Source organism: Kribbella sp. CCNWLW201 (genome assembly GCF_037203805.1).
Taxonomy (GTDB): domain Bacteria; phylum Actinomycetota; class Actinomycetes; order Propionibacteriales; family Kribbellaceae; genus Kribbella.
In genome coordinates, this window is record NZ_JBBCBQ010000002.1 from 276,843 (window position 1) to 289,925 (window position 13,083).

The following is a 13,083-nucleotide window of genomic DNA, read 5'->3' on the forward strand; positions in this document are numbered from 1 at the left end:
CCGATAACTACTTGGCCTTCTCGAGGATCTCGACAACGCGCCAGCGCTTGGTCGCCGACAGCGGCCGGGTCTCCATCAGGAGGACACGGTCGCCGATACCGGCGGCGTTCTGCTCGTCGTGCGCCTTGAGCTTGCTGGTGCGCCGGATGACCTTGCCGTACAGCGCGTGCTTGACCCGGTCCTCGACCTCGACGGTGACGGTCTTGTCCATCTTGTCGCTCAGCACCAGGCCCTCACGGGTCTTCCGGCGGCCTCGCGCCTCGGGGGTCGTGCTCACGGTCTCGTCCTTCGCGTTCTCGGTCATGCCTTGCTCCCGGCCTTGTCGCTGTCGTCCGCAGTCTCGGCCTCGGCCTCAGCCTCGACGACGTCCTCGGTCGCGGCCGTGGCCTCGACCTCGTCGGTGATGCCGAGCGCACGCTCGGTCAGCACCGTGTAGATGCGGGCGATGTCCTTGCGGACGGCACGCAGCCGGCCGTGGGACTCCAGCTGACCCGTGGCAGCCTGGAACCGGAGGTTGAACAGCTCCTCCTTGGCCTCGCCGAGCTTGGCCAGCAGCTCGTCCCGACCCAGGTTCCGCAGCTCGGCGGCGGTCGTGGTAGCCATCAGTTCTCACCTGCCTCTCGGGTGATGAAGCGGCACTTCATCGGCAACTTGTGAATCGCGCGGCGCATGGCCTCGCGAGCGATGTCCTCCGGTACGCCGGACAGCTCGAACATCACGCGACCGGCCTTGACGTTGGCGATCCACCACTCCGGCGAACCCTTACCGGAACCCATCCGGGTCTCGGCCGGCTTCTTGGTCAGCGGGCGGTCCGGGTAGATGTTGATCCAGACCTTTCCGCCACGCTTGATGTGCCGGGTCATCGCGATACGCGCGGACTCGATCTGCCGGTTGGTGACGTAGTGGCTCTCCAGCGCCTGGATGCCGAAGTCACCGAAGGCCAGCGTGGTACCGCCCTTGGCAGCGCCGGAGCGCTTCGGGTGGTGCTGCTTGCGGTGCTTGACCTTGCGGGGGATGAGCATTGGTCAGCTCTCCGTTCCGGTCGTCTCGGCGGGCTTGCCGGCAGCCTTGTCAGCCGGCGCAGCGGCGTCGGCCTTCGGGGCCTCGGCGCGGGCGCCGCCGTCCCGACGGTCGTCCCGACGGCCACCACGGTCGCCGCCACGGCCACCACGGTCGTTCCGGTCGCCGCGGGCCGGACGGCCACGCCCCTGAGTGGCGGCGCGGGCAGCTGCCTGCGCCTCCCGCTCGGCGCGAGTGCCGGCCACGTCGCCCTTGTAGATCCAGACCTTCACGCCGATCCGGCCGAAGGTCGTGCGGGCCTCGTAGAAGCCGTAGTCGATGTCCGCGCGGAGCGTGTGCAGCGGCACCCGGCCCTCACGGTAGAACTCCGACCGCGACATCTCGGCGCCACCGAGCCGGCCGGAGCACTGGATCCGGATGCCCAGGGCGCCGCCACGCATGGTGGTCTGCATCGCCTTGCGCATCGCGCGGCGGAACGCCACGCGGCCGGACAGCTGCTCGGCCACGCCCTGCGCGACCAGCTGAGCGTCGACCTCGGCGTTCTTCACCTCGAGGATGTTCAGCTGCACCTGCTTGCCGGTGAGCTCCTCCAGGCTGCCCCGGATCCGGTCCGCCTCGGCGCCGCGGCGGCCGATGACGATGCCCGGACGGGCAGTGTGGATGTCCACGCGGACGCGGTCACGGGTGCGCTCGATCTCCACGCGGGAGATGCCGGCGCGCTCCATGCCCTTGCTCAGCAGGCGACGGATCTTGACGTCCTCGCCCACGTAGTCCTTGTACAGCTTGTCGGCGTACCAGCGGCTCTTGTGATCAGTGCTGATGCCGAGACGGAACCCGTGCGGGTTTACCTTCTGTCCCACAGTCAGGACTCCTTCTTCTCAGCGGTGGCCTTCTTGGCAGCCGACTTCTTGGCGGTCGCCTTCTTGGCCGGCGCCTTGTCGGCGGGGGCCTTGTCGGCCGCGGCCTTCTTGGCCGGTGCCTTCTTGGCAGCCTTCTTGGTGTCCGCCTTCTTGGCCTCGGCCGGCGGCTCCTCCTCGACCCGCGGCGCGACCACGACGGTGATGTGGCTGGTCCGCTTGTCGATCCGGGTGGCCCGGCCCTGCGCACGCGGGCGGTGACGCTTCAGCGTCGGCCCCTCGTCCACGAAGGCCTTCGCCACGACCAGGTCGGCCCGGCTCAGGTGCTCGGTGCCCTCGGCGTTCGCCGCAGCGCTGTCGACGACCTTGTACACGGTCGCGGCAGCGGCCTGCGGGGCGAACTTCAGAGTGGCGAGTGCGTCGTCGACGCCCAGACCGCGCACCAGGTCGACCACGCGGCGCGCCTTCATCGGCGTCACGCGGACGAAGCGCGCGACCGCGAAGGCCCCGGGCTCGTCGCCCAGCAGGCTCTCGCGACGGGCGCTGATCGCCCTACGCTCTTGAACGCTCATGATGTTCGAATCTCTCCGTAGGTTGCTTTCGCTTCGTCACTGACCATGGGTCAGCGACGCCGTGACTTCCGGTCGTCCTTCTCGTGACCCTTGAACGTCCGGGTCGGGGCGAACTCGCCGAGCTTGTGCCCGACCATCGCGTCCGTCACGAACACGGGCACGTGCTTGCGGCCGTCGTGCACCGCCAGCGTGTGACCGATCATGTCCGGCACGATCATCGATCGGCGGGACCAGGTCTTGATGACGTTCTTGGTGCCCTTCTCGTTCTGCACCTCCACCTTCTTCATCAGGTGGTGGTCGACGAACGGGCCCTTCTTCAGACTGCGTGGCATTCTGGCCGGCTCCTATCAGCGCTTCTTGCCGGCCTTGCGGCGCCGGACGATCATGCGGTCGCTTTCCTTGCGGGTGCGGGTACGCCCCTCAGGCTTGCCCCACGGGGACACCGGGTGACGACCACCCGAGGTCTTGCCCTCGCCACCACCGTGCGGGTGGTCGACCGGGTTCATCGCGACACCGCGGACGGTCGGGCGCTTGCCCTTCCAGCGCATCCGGCCGGCCTTGCCCCAGTTGATGTTCGACTGCTCGCCGTTGCCCACCTCACCGAGGGTGGCGCGGCAGCGCACGTCGACCATCCGGACCTCGCCGGACGGCATCCGCAGGGTGGCCATCCGGCCTTCCTTCGCGACCAGCTGGATGCTGGCACCCGCCGAGCGGCCCATCTTGGCGCCGCCGCCCGGGCGCAGCTCGACGGCGTGCACCGTGGAGCCGACCGGGATGTTGCGCAGCGGCAGGTTGTTGCCGACCTTGATGTCGGCGGCCGGGCCGTTCTCGACGATCGTGCCCTGCTTCAGGTTCGCCGGGGCGAGGATGTAGCGCTTCTCGCCGTCGACGTAGTGCAGCAGCGCGATCCGCGCGGTGCGGTTCGGGTCGTACTCGATCTCGGCCACCTTCGCCGGGACGCCGTCCTTGTCGTACCGCTTGAAGTCGATCAGCCGGTACGCCCGCTTGTGACCGCCGCCCTGGTGCCGGGTGGTGATCTTGCCGGAGTTGTTCCGGCCGCCCTTCTTCGGGAGCGGACGCAGCAGCGACTTCTCCGGGGTCGAACGGGTGAGCTCGACGAAGTCGGCCACGCTCGAGCCACGGCGGCCCGGCGTCGTCGGCTTGTATTTGCGGATACCCATTACGACTGGCCTCCGAAGATGTCGATGCGGTCGTCACCCTTGAGGGTCACGATCGCCCGCTTGGTGTCCGGGCGCTTGCCCCAGCCGGACCGGGTCCGGCGGCGCTTGCCCTTGCGGTTGATGGTGTTGACGTCGCTGACCTTGACCTTGAAGACCTTCTCGACCGCGAGCTTGATCTCGGTCTTGTTGGCGTCCGGGTCGACCTCGAACGTGTACTTCTGCTCGTCCAGCAGGCCGTAGCTCTTCTCGCTCACGACCGGCCGCAGCAGCACGTCCCGCGGGTCCTTGTTGACTCCGTGGCTCATGCTTCAACCTCCTCGGCTTCGGTCGACGTCGCGACAGCCTTGACGGACTTGCCCTTGGGGGCGCCGGCGACGAACGCGTCGAGCGCACCCTTGGTGAACACGACCGCGTCACTGACCAGCACGTCGTACGCGTTCAGCTGGTCGGCGGCGATCAGGTGCACGTGCTGCACGTTGCGCAGGCTCAGCCAGGTGAGCTCGTCGGCACGCTCGACCACGACCAGCGCCTTGCCCGGGTCGGTGACCTCGGTCAGCACCTTGAGAGCGGTCTTGGTGGACGGGGTGTCGCCGTCGATGAACTTCTCGACCACGTGCACCCGGCCGTCGCGGGCCCGGTCCGAGAGCGCACCGCGGAGCGCGGCGGCGATCATCTTCTTCGGGGTCCGCTGGCTGTAGTCGCGCGGCGTCGGGCCGTGCACCACGCCACCGCCGGTGAACTGCGGCGCGCGGGTCGAGCCCTGCCGGGCGCGACCGGTGCCCTTCTGGCGGTACGGCTTGGCGCCACCACCGGACACCTCGCCCCGGGTCTTGGTCTTGTGCGTGCCCTGACGGGCCGCGGCCAGCTGGGCCACCACGACCTGGTGGATCAGCGGGATGTTGACCTGGACGTCGAACAGCTCGGCCGGAAGCTCGGCGGAACCCTTCTTGCTGACCTTGTCGCCCTTCACGACGACGACGTCGACGGTGCTCACTTGGCAGCTCCCTTCGCGGCGTTGCGGATCAGCACGAGGCCACCCTTGGGACCGGGGACGGCGCCCTTGAGCAGGATCAGGCCGCGCTCGGCGTCGATCGCGTGGACCGACACGTTCTGCGTGGTGACCTTCTCGTTGCCCATCCGGCCGGCCATCCGCAGGCCCTTGAAGACCCGGCCGGGGGTGGCGCAGCCGCCGATGGAACCCGGCGAGCGGTGCTTCTTGTGCACACCGTGCGTGGCGCGGAGGCCGTGGAAGCCGTGCCGCTTCATCACACCGGCGAAGCCCTTGCCCTTGCTGGTGGCGGAGACGTCGACCAGCTCACCGGCGGCGAACGCCTCGGCCTTGATCTCCTGGCCGAGCGTGTACTCGCTGGCGTCGGCGGTGCGCAGCTCCAGCAGGTGGCGCCGCGGCGTCACGCCGGCCTTGTCGAAGTGGCCGCGCATCGGCTTCGCCACCTTGCGGGGGTCGATGTCGCCGAAGGCGATCTGGACGCCGTCGTACCCGTGGCTGGACGAGGTACGCACCTCGGTCACGACGCACGGGCCGGCCTGGATCACGGTGACGGGGACGACTCGGTTGTTCTCGTCCCAGGTCTGGGTCATGCCGAGCTTGGTGCCCAGCAGACCGCGCGTGTTCTTCTGCTTGCTCATTGGTTGTTCGCGTCCCTCAGAGCTTGATCTCGATGTCGACGCCGGCCGGGAGGTCGAGCCGCATCAGCGAGTCGACGGTCTTCGGCGTGGGGTCGATGATGTCGATGAGCCGCTTGTGGGTGCGCATCTCGAAGTGCTCGCGGCTGTCCTTGTACTTGTGCGGCGAGCGGATGACGCAGAACACGTTCTTTTCCGTCGGCAACGGCACCGGGCCAGCAACCTTCGCACCAGTACGCGTCACCGTGTCGACAATCTTGCGTGCCGAGCTGTCGATGACCTCGTGGTCGTAGGCCTTCAGCCGGATGCGGATCTTTTGTCCCGCCATCGCTTCGCTTCGTCCTTCTCTATCGTCAACGTCTGTGTTGCTCCGACCCCCGCGGTCGGGTGTGTCGCGGACGCGGAACGCGCGCGACTCACCGCTTCATCGACCTGGAATGGTGATCGGGGCCCGGTCTCGGACCGGAACCTCGGCATGGTCTCCGGTCCGGCGCACCAGCCAGACCAGATGGTCTGGGGCGCACCCCGGCGGCCTCGCCTGAGCAACCTGAATATTGTGCCAGAGATCGGCGCCGGAACGCCAATCGGGTGGCTTCACGCCGGATCCGGCCCACCTGTAGCGCCGGATCAGGCGCAAAGCAGAGGTCCGCGGGGCTCAGTGAGCGAGCCCTCGCGGACCTCGTGAGATCACTTGATGATCTTGGTGACCCGGCCGGCGCCGACGGTGCGGCCACCTTCGCGGATCGCGAACTTCAGACCCTCTTCCATGGCGATCGGCTGGATCAGCTCGACCGACATGTCGGTGTTGTCGCCCGGCATGACCATCTCGGTGCCCTCGGGCAGCGTGACGACGCCGGTGACGTCCGTGGTGCGGAAGTAGAACTGCGGCCGGTAGTTCTGGAAGAACGGCGTGTGGCGGCCGCCCTCCTCCTTCGACAGGATGTAGACCGAAGCGTCGAAGTTGGTGTGCGGGGTCGTGGTGCCCGGCTTGATGACGACCATGCCGCGCTCGACGTCCTCGCGCTTCGTGCCACGAAGCAGCAGACCGACGTTCTCACCGGCCTGGCCCTCGTCCAGCAGCTTGCGGAACATCTCGATACCGGTGACCGTGGTGGTCTGCTTCTCCGGACGGATGCCGACGATGTCGACGGTCTCGTTGACCTTGATGACACCGCGCTCGATCCGGCCGGTGATGACGGTGCCGCGACCCGTGATGGTGAAGACGTCCTCCACCGGCATCAGGAACGGCTTGTCGATCTCGCGCTCCGGCTGCGGGATGTACTCGTCGACGGCGTTCATCAGCTCGACGATCGACTCGCCCCACTTGGCGTCGCCCTGCAGCGCCGGGTGAGCGGCGACCCGGACGATCGGCGCGTTGTCGCCGTCGAACTCCTGGTCCGAGAGCAGCTCGCGAACCTCGAGCTCGACGAGCTCCAGGATCTCCTCGTCGTCGACCATGTCGCACTTGTTCAGCGCGACGACCATCGCCGGCACGCCGACCTGACGGGCGAGCAGCACGTGCTCACGCGTCTGCGGCATCGGGCCGTCGGTGGCAGCGACAACCAGGATCGCACCGTCCATCTGGGCCGCACCGGTGATCATGTTCTTGATGTAGTCCGCGTGACCCGGGCAGTCGACGTGGGCGTAGTGCCGGGCCTCGGTCTGGTACTCGACGTGCGCGATGGAGATGGTGATACCGCGCTGACGCTCTTCGGGCGCCTTGTCGATCTGATCGAAGGCCGACGCCTCGTTGAGGGTCGGGTACTTGTCGTGCAGCACCTTGGTGATCGCCGCGGTAAGAGTGGTCTTACCGTGGTCGATGTGACCGATGGTGCCGATGTTGACGTGCGGCTTAGTCCGCTCGAACTTCGCCTTAGCCACTGGGGCCCTCCTGGGAAAATGTTGACTTACGCCGTACGCCGACGCGCTGTGGGTTGGTTGGTCCGGGGCGAGATTACTCGCCGCGGGCCTTCTTGATGATCTCTTCCGCCACGTTCTTCGGAACCTCGGCGTAGGAATCGAACTGCATCGAGTAGGACGCGCGACCCTGGGTCTTCGACCGCAGGTCACCGACGTACCCGAACATCTCGGACAACGGCACCAGGGCCTTCACGACCCGGCTGCCACCGGGGCCTTCGTCCATCGACTGGATCTGGCCACGGCGAGAGTTGAGGTCACCGATCACCTCACCCATGTAGTCCTCGGGAGTGGTGACCTCGACCGCGAACATCGGCTCCAGGATGACCGGGGTCGCCCGGCGGGCGGCATCCTTGAAAGCCATCGAACCGGCGATCTTGAACGCGAGCTCGGAGGAGTCGACGTCGTGGTAGGCGCCGTCCTGCAGCGTCACCTTGACGTCCACCATCGGGTAGCCGGCCAGTACGCCGAACTCCATCGCCTCCTGGGCGCCCTCGTCCACCGACGGGATGTACTCCCGGGGGATGCGGCCACCGGTGACGGCGTTGACGAACTCGTACCCGCCCTCACCACCGGCCTCGACGCTGGTCGGCTCGATGTCGATGATCACGCGCGCGAACTGACCCGAACCACCGGTCTGCTTCTTGTGCGTGTAGTCGACCTTCTCGACCTTCTTCTTGATGGTCTCGCGGTAGGCGACCTGCGGCTTGCCGACGTTCGCCTCGACCCGGAACTCGCGCTTCATCCGGTCGACCAGCACCTCGAGGTGCAGCTCGCCCATGCCGGCGATGATGGTCTGGCCGGTGTCCTCGTCGGTCCGGACCTGGAAGGTCGGGTCCTCCTCGGCCAGCCGCTGGATCGCGACGCCCAGCTTCTCCTGGTCCGCCTTCGACTTGGGCTCGATGGCGACCGAGATGACCGGAGCCGGGAACTGCATCGACTCCAGCACGACCGGCTTCGCCGGGTCGGCCAGGGTCTCACCGGTGGTGGTGTCCTTCAGGCCCATCACGGCGACGATGTGGCCGGCGCCGATCGACGCGATCTCCTCACGCTTGTTCGCGTGCATCCGGTAGATCTTGCCGATCCGCTCCTTGCGGCCCTTGGTCGGGTTCAGCACCTGCGTACCGGTCTCGAGCTTGCCCGAGTAGACCCGGATGAAGGTCAGCTTGCCCAGGTGCGGGTCAGCGGCGATCTTGAACGCCAGCGCCGAGAACGGCTCGCTGTCGTCCGGCTTGCGCAGCACGACCTGCTCGGCGTCCTTGACGTCATGGCCCTCGATGGCCGGGACGTCGATCGGGCTCGGCAGGTAGGCGTTGACCGCGTCGAGCAGCGGCTGGACGCCCTTGTTCTTGAACGCCGTACCGGTCAGCACCGGGGTCAGCTTGCTGGCCAGGGTGGCCCGGCGGATGGCGGCGACCAGCTGCTCCTGGGTCGGGTCCTCGCCCTCCAGGTACAGCTCCATGATCTCGTCGTCGGCCTCGGCCACGGTCTCGATCAGCTTGTCGCGCCATTCGGCGGCCAGCTCGGTGTGGCTGGCCGGGATCTCCTCGATCGTGTAGTCCTCACCGATCTTGGTCTCGCCGCGCCAGGTCAGCGCGCGCATCCCGACCAGGTCCACGACGCCGATGAAGTCGGCCTCGGCCCCGATCGGCAGCTGCAGCACCAGCGGCACCGCGGCGAGGCGGTCCTTGATCATGTCGATGCAGCGCATGAACTCGGCGCCGGTGCGGTCCAGCTTGTTGACGAAGCAGATCCGCGGCACGCCGTACCGGTCCGCCTGACGCCAGACGGTCTCGGACTGCGGCTCGACCCCGGCGACACCGTCGAACACGGCGACGGCACCGTCGAGCACGCGCAGCGAGCGCTCCACCTCGACGGTGAAGTCGACGTGGCCCGGGGTGTCGATGATGTTGATGGTGTGGTCTTTCCAGGTGCAGGTCGTCGCGGCGGACGTGATGGTGATGCCGCGCTCCTGCTCCTGCTCCATCCAGTCCATCGTGGCGGCGCCCTCGTGGACCTCACCGATCTTGTAGGTGATACCGGTGTAGAAGAGGATCCGCTCGGTCGTCGTCGTCTTGCCGGCGTCGATGTGAGCCATGATCCCGATGTTGCGGACCTTGGCCAGGTCGGTGGTGATTTGTACGGCCACCTCGGTGGTCTACCTCTCGATTCTGTACTGCGTCAAAGGGGTGAGCGCTGGGGTCCGGATCGGACCCCGGATCACCAGCGGTAGTGGGCGAAAGCCTTGTTGGCTTCGGCCATCTTGTGCGTGTCCTCGCGGCGCTTGACCGAGGCACCCAGACCGTTCGACGCGTCCAGGATCTCGTTCATCAGGCGCTCGGACATGGTCTTCTCGCGACGGGCGCGGGAGTACGTCGTCAGCCAGCGCAGCGCCAGCGTGGTCGACCGGCCCGGCTTGACCTCGATCGGCACCTGGTAGGTGGCGCCACCGACCCGGCGGCTCTTCACCTCGATGCTCGGCTTCACGTTGTCCAGCGCACGCTTCAGCGTGATCACCGGGTCCGTGCCGGTCTTGGTGCGGGTGCCCTCGAGCGCCGTGTAGACGATGCTCTGCGCGATCTGCTTCTTGCCGTCGACCAGGATCTTGGAGATCAACTGGGTGACGAGCGGCGAACTGTAGACCGGGTCGATGATGACCGGGCGCTTCGGGGCCGGGCCCTTGCGCGGCATTAGCTCTTCTCCTTCTTCGCGCCGTAACGGCTGCGGGCCTGCTTCCGGTTCTTCACACCCTGGGTGTCGAGCGAACCGCGGATGATCTTGTACCGGACACCCGGAAGGTCCTTCACCCGGCCGCCACGCACGAGCACGATCGAGTGCTCCTGCAGGTTGTGGCCGACGCCGGGAATGTACGCGGTGACCTCGATGCCGCTGGTCAGGCGAACACGCGCAACCTTGCGAAGCGCCGAGTTCGGCTTCTTCGGCGTAGTGGTGTAAACGCGCGTGCACACACCGCGACGCTGAGGGGAACCCTTCAGGGCGGGCGTCTTGTTCTTGGACACCTTGTCCTGGCGGCCCTTGCGGACCAGCTGCTGAATGGTGGGCACCGCGTAGGTCTCTTTCTGTCGTCCGGCTTTCTTCTGCTGCTGCTGTTGCCTGACCCCCGCGGTCGGGTGTGTCGCGTGCGCACGGGCGTACCGAAGCCGTAATCTTCCAGACTGTCGGCAGGAGTCCCGTGCCACGCGCGCAGACCCGTTCGAACGAGGGGCACGCATGACGGCCCAGGATGACCCGGGCACGATCGTTAAGACTAGCGGCTGCCTCAACCACGGTCAAAATGAGTAACCGACCGGCACTGAGGTCCCTCCGCAGGTCCAGTCTACAGGGTCTACGGCGTCGCCGTTCCGGCCAGGAAAGCGGCTGCCACCGCCGGATCTCCCTCGACCGTCAGAACGCTGGCCGGCAAGCGTTTCCACAGACACAGATCGAGCTCGGCCGCCGTCCCCGAGACGACCGCCTCACCGGCCGCCTTGCCGCGCTCCACCTGCGGCCGATCCCCTTCTGGCAAAGGCGTCAGCGTCCACTCGTCGCCGGTGTCGGTGGCCCGTACGCCGATCTGCCGGGTGACCGCCGGCGCGACCCCACGAGCCAGCATCCGGGGCAGGAACACCCCGAACACCTCGTCCACCCCGTCGGCCGCAATCTTCGCAGGTACGACGGTAAGACCACTGGCCGCCCGTTGGTCCGGATCTGCGCCGGCCTGGACAGCGTCCACGAGGTGGATCACCGTCTCATGCATACGACGGCGAGACCAGAATCCGGCGCGCTGTTCGACCGGGGCGAAGTTCCAGCATGGCTCGTCCGGATCGACGGCCCGGATCGCGGCGGCGAGTGCGGCGGTCGTGCCGGCATACCAGTCGGCCCACGAGGTCGTCGTACGCAGAACCTCCGGGACCTTCTGGCTGGTGCCGCTGAGCAGGATGGACGCGGCCCAGCGCTGGCCCGAACCGAGGTGCAGGGCCAGGTCGGCCAGCGTCCAGCCGGGGCAGGCGGGCACCGCCACGGCCGGATCGACGCGAGCGAGGACGGCCGCGAACTCCGCGGCCGTCCGCTCGAACTCGGCCAAGTAGTCGATGGCTTCAGACACGAAACTGGACTTCGGCGATCAACCCGTCGGTGACGCGGTAGAGGGCGATCATCGGGGTCGGCTCCCCGGTGTCGTGGGCCAGGATGTGCTCGACCACCCACTCGCCGAGCATCAGCTTCTGCACCACCTCGGTCTTGCACCTGCCGGCGTCGAAGCGTGGCCGGTAGTACTCGCGCAGGAACCGGCGGCCCTTCAGCTCGGTGCCGTCGGCCAGCTCGATCCGGGCGGTCGGCGAGTACATCGCCAGGAACGCCTCCAGATCGTGCGCTGCGTAGGCGGAGTGCTCCCGGGCGACCACCCGCGCGGCCGGGGTCTCACTGGTGGCAGCCGCGACCGTAGCGGCCGCCACAGTTGCCAGCGGTGTCGCAGCAGGGGTAGCTACCGGAGTCGGAGCAGGGGTGGGTGCAGGAGCGGCGGGCACCTGCTGACTGGCGGGTTCAGCAGCTGCCTTGCCTTCATTCACCGACGCAGCTTTGACCGGCGCGGTCTTCACTGCGGCGGCCGGCTTGGTGGCGGCCGTCGTACGCCGGGTGGACGGCTTGGCCGGGGGTGGGGGGACGAGGAGTTTTTCCTGGCCGGCCGGCTCCTCGCCCAGGTGGGCGATCGCCCAGTCCAGGGCCTTGGTGACGGCGGCGCGTGATTCTTCGGTGTGGTCGAGCATGTCGAACCCGTGGTGCCCTTTCGGTACGTCGATGATGTCCAGCGCGGTGCCACCGGCGGAGACGAACTCCGCGACCGGACCGGCGAGCTCCTCGTGCTCGAGTCCGACTGAGGTCAGCAGCACCGGCAGGTCCTTGTGTTTGCCGATCACTTCGGCGGCATTGACCAGTTCTTCGACACCGGGCGGGGTGGCGAGCAGGGGGTAGGTCAGGGCGACACAACGCAGCCAGTCGGGGCGGCTGTCCAGCCACTCCCCCGCCAGCAGGCCGGCGCCGGAGAAGAACCACAGGGCGACCCGATCGGGGTCGACACGTGGATCGGATCGCAGCGCGCCGACCGCAGCCTCCACCTCGTCCGCGGCGGTGACCAGTTGGTCGAAACCGTGGATCAGGCTGTGGTCGACGACAGCGGCCACTACGCCACGCCGGGCGGCAGCGGTCGCATAGCCCCGGTACACCGGCCACTCCCGAGGCATCACCTCGAGGCCGGCCGGCCCAGGACCCCCGTGCACAAAGAGAATCGCGCCGGTCCGGGCTGTCCCGGCCGGCCGGTAGAAGTCCATTTCGCCGAGCCGGTCGACCCGAACGTCGGGACCGTCCAGAACTCCCAGCACGAAGGGCCGCAGGTAGGCCGGGAGATCCGTCATGGACCAATCTTGGCGCATCAGGGGGACACTTTCAGCCGCCACCCCGCGCGCCGTGCAGACTCCGCTGCGCAACCTCTGTCAGTACGGCGGAATCGACGTCTGCCAAGCGTTTGACGTACAGGCAGCCGACGCCGGTCGTGTGCGGCCCGAGTCGCTCGAGTAGCTCGTCGTACCCCTCGAATCCCTCGGTGAGATACAGCGTCAGAGCCTGCTTGCGGGCGGCGAACCCGATCTCGAACCAGTCCAGCTCGCGACCGCTTTCGTAGACCAGGTGGCGGTCGCCGTACCCGACGATGGACGAGCCCCACATGGCCGGCTCGAGGCCGGTCGCGTCGGTCAGCAGGTCGTTCAGTGCGCGGGCGTCGTCACCGCGCGGACCGGCGATACCGGCCAGGTACTCGTCGACGGACGCATCGGTCTTGACGGTCTTGTTTCCGGCCATGAGTCATCCTGCACCCGAATGCCGCGAGGGCGGCACCCC

17 protein-coding genes and 1 pseudogene are annotated in these 13,083 nt (G+C 67.7%); all 18 read right to left on the reverse strand.

Features of this window, described 5'->3' with window-relative positions; translation table 11 throughout:
* Window positions 1–7 precede the first annotated feature (7 nt).
* Complete coding sequence (gene rpsQ / locus V9K99_RS11005; protein ID WP_337003785.1) at window positions 8–304, reverse strand: 30S ribosomal protein S17; 297 nt, start codon at window positions 302–304, stop codon at window positions 8–10.
* The gene (gene rpmC, locus V9K99_RS11010; RefSeq protein ID WP_442914728.1) at window positions 301–603 is read right to left on the reverse strand and encodes a 50S ribosomal protein L29; all 303 of its coding nucleotides are present in this window, start codon (window positions 601–603) and stop codon (window positions 301–303) included. Before rpmC ends, rpsQ begins: the two co-directional genes overlap by 4 nt.
* Window positions 603–1,022, reverse strand: coding sequence for a 50S ribosomal protein L16 (gene rplP / locus V9K99_RS11015; protein ID WP_132216203.1), 420 nt, complete (start codon window positions 1,020–1,022; stop codon window positions 603–605). Before rplP ends, rpmC begins: the two co-directional genes overlap by 1 nt.
* Window positions 1,023–1,025: 3 nt before the next feature.
* Window positions 1,026–1,880 carry a 30S ribosomal protein S3 gene (gene rpsC, locus V9K99_RS11020; protein WP_337003788.1) on the reverse strand — a complete coding sequence of 285 codons (855 nt, stop codon included), beginning with the start codon at window positions 1,878–1,880 and terminating at the stop codon, window positions 1,026–1,028.
* A 101-nt stretch (window positions 1,881–1,981) separates the two neighbouring features.
* Window positions 1,982–2,449: pseudogene (gene rplV, locus V9K99_RS11025) on the reverse strand (50S ribosomal protein L22); the annotation flags it as partial.
* A gap of 50 nt (window positions 2,450–2,499) precedes the next feature.
* Window positions 2,500–2,781: a 30S ribosomal protein S19 gene (rpsS, locus tag V9K99_RS11030; protein ID WP_131361012.1), complete on the reverse strand. Its 282-nt coding sequence runs from the start codon at window positions 2,779–2,781 to the stop codon at window positions 2,500–2,502.
* Window positions 2,782–2,796: 15 nt separating this feature from the next.
* Window positions 2,797–3,630 carry a 50S ribosomal protein L2 gene (gene rplB, locus V9K99_RS11035; protein WP_132216194.1) on the reverse strand — a complete coding sequence of 278 codons (834 nt, stop codon included), beginning with the start codon at window positions 3,628–3,630 and terminating at the stop codon, window positions 2,797–2,799.
* The gene (gene rplW, locus V9K99_RS11040; RefSeq protein WP_337003792.1) at window positions 3,630–3,935 is read right to left on the reverse strand and encodes a 50S ribosomal protein L23; all 306 of its coding nucleotides are present in this window, start codon (window positions 3,933–3,935) and stop codon (window positions 3,630–3,632) included. Before rplW ends, rplB begins: the two co-directional genes overlap by 1 nt.
* Window positions 3,932–4,624, reverse strand: coding sequence for a 50S ribosomal protein L4 (gene rplD / locus V9K99_RS11045; protein ID WP_337003794.1), 693 nt, complete (start codon window positions 4,622–4,624; stop codon window positions 3,932–3,934). Before rplD ends, rplW begins: the two co-directional genes overlap by 4 nt.
* Complete coding sequence (rplC, locus tag V9K99_RS11050; RefSeq protein ID WP_337003796.1) at window positions 4,621–5,277, reverse strand: 50S ribosomal protein L3; 657 nt, start codon at window positions 5,275–5,277, stop codon at window positions 4,621–4,623. The genes rplD and rplC overlap by 4 nt, the downstream gene beginning before the upstream one ends.
* Before the next feature lie 16 nt (window positions 5,278–5,293).
* Entirely contained in the window at window positions 5,294–5,602 is a 309-nt protein-coding gene (gene rpsJ, locus V9K99_RS11055) for a 30S ribosomal protein S10 (protein WP_012923688.1), read from the reverse strand.
* Between the two features lie 359 nt (window positions 5,603–5,961).
* Window positions 5,962–7,155, reverse strand: coding sequence for an elongation factor Tu (gene tuf / locus V9K99_RS11060; protein WP_337003815.1), 1,194 nt, complete (start codon window positions 7,153–7,155; stop codon window positions 5,962–5,964).
* A 73-nt stretch (window positions 7,156–7,228) separates the two neighbouring features.
* The gene (fusA, locus tag V9K99_RS11065) at window positions 7,229–9,289 is read right to left on the reverse strand and encodes an elongation factor G (RefSeq protein ID WP_442914729.1); all 2,061 of its coding nucleotides are present in this window, start codon (window positions 9,287–9,289) and stop codon (window positions 7,229–7,231) included.
* 122 nt (window positions 9,290–9,411) lie between these two features.
* On the reverse strand, window positions 9,412–9,882 hold the full coding sequence (rpsG, locus tag V9K99_RS11070; RefSeq protein ID WP_131361025.1) for a 30S ribosomal protein S7: 471 nt from the start codon (window positions 9,880–9,882) through the stop codon (window positions 9,412–9,414).
* Complete coding sequence (gene rpsL / locus V9K99_RS11075) at window positions 9,882–10,256, reverse strand: 30S ribosomal protein S12 (RefSeq protein WP_012923692.1); 375 nt, start codon at window positions 10,254–10,256, stop codon at window positions 9,882–9,884. Before rpsL ends, rpsG begins: the two co-directional genes overlap by 1 nt.
* A gap of 281 nt (window positions 10,257–10,537) precedes the next feature.
* The gene (locus V9K99_RS11080; RefSeq protein WP_337003821.1) at window positions 10,538–11,296 is read right to left on the reverse strand and encodes a maleylpyruvate isomerase N-terminal domain-containing protein; all 759 of its coding nucleotides are present in this window, start codon (window positions 11,294–11,296) and stop codon (window positions 10,538–10,540) included.
* Window positions 11,289–12,602, reverse strand: a complete 1,314-nt coding sequence (locus V9K99_RS11085) for a nuclear transport factor 2 family protein (RefSeq protein WP_337003823.1) — start codon at window positions 12,600–12,602, stop codon at window positions 11,289–11,291. Before V9K99_RS11085 ends, V9K99_RS11080 begins: the two co-directional genes overlap by 8 nt.
* Window positions 12,603–12,633: 31 nt before the next feature.
* On the reverse strand, window positions 12,634–13,044 hold the full coding sequence (locus V9K99_RS11090) for a DUF1801 domain-containing protein (RefSeq protein WP_337003825.1): 411 nt from the start codon (window positions 13,042–13,044) through the stop codon (window positions 12,634–12,636).
* Window positions 13,045–13,083: the final 39 nt, after the last annotated feature.

Bases quoted from the DNA above. Each gene is read 5' to 3' on its own strand.
- V9K99_RS11090 (WP_337003825.1), bottom strand. From the start codon at position 13,044: ATGGCCGGAAACAAGACCGTCAAGACCGATGCGTCCGTCGACGAGTAC.
- rplC (WP_337003796.1), bottom strand. From the start codon at position 5,277: ATGAGCAAGCAGAAGAACACGCGCGGTCTGCTGGGCACCAAGCTCGGC.
- rplB (WP_132216194.1), bottom strand. From the start codon at position 3,630: ATGGGTATCCGCAAATACAAGCCGACGACGCCGGGCCGCCGTGGCTCG.
- fusA (WP_442914729.1), bottom strand. From the start codon at position 9,289: ATGGCTCACATCGACGCCGGCAAGACGACGACGACCGAGCGGATCCTC.
- V9K99_RS11085 (WP_337003823.1), bottom strand. From the start codon at position 12,602: ATGACGGATCTCCCGGCCTACCTGCGGCCCTTCGTGCTGGGAGTTCTG.
- rpsG (WP_131361025.1), bottom strand. From the start codon at position 9,882: ATGCCGCGCAAGGGCCCGGCCCCGAAGCGCCCGGTCATCATCGACCCG.
- rplW (WP_337003792.1), bottom strand. From the start codon at position 3,935: ATGAGCCACGGAGTCAACAAGGACCCGCGGGACGTGCTGCTGCGGCCG.
- rpsQ (WP_337003785.1), bottom strand. From the start codon at position 304: ATGACCGAGAACGCGAAGGACGAGACCGTGAGCACGACCCCCGAGGCG.
- rpsS (WP_131361012.1), bottom strand. From the start codon at position 2,781: ATGCCACGCAGTCTGAAGAAGGGCCCGTTCGTCGACCACCACCTGATG.
- rpmC (WP_442914728.1), bottom strand. From the start codon at position 603: ATGGCTACCACGACCGCCGCCGAGCTGCGGAACCTGGGTCGGGACGAG.
- rpsJ (WP_012923688.1), bottom strand. From the start codon at position 5,602: ATGGCGGGACAAAAGATCCGCATCCGGCTGAAGGCCTACGACCACGAG.
- rplP (WP_132216203.1), bottom strand. From the start codon at position 1,022: ATGCTCATCCCCCGCAAGGTCAAGCACCGCAAGCAGCACCACCCGAAG.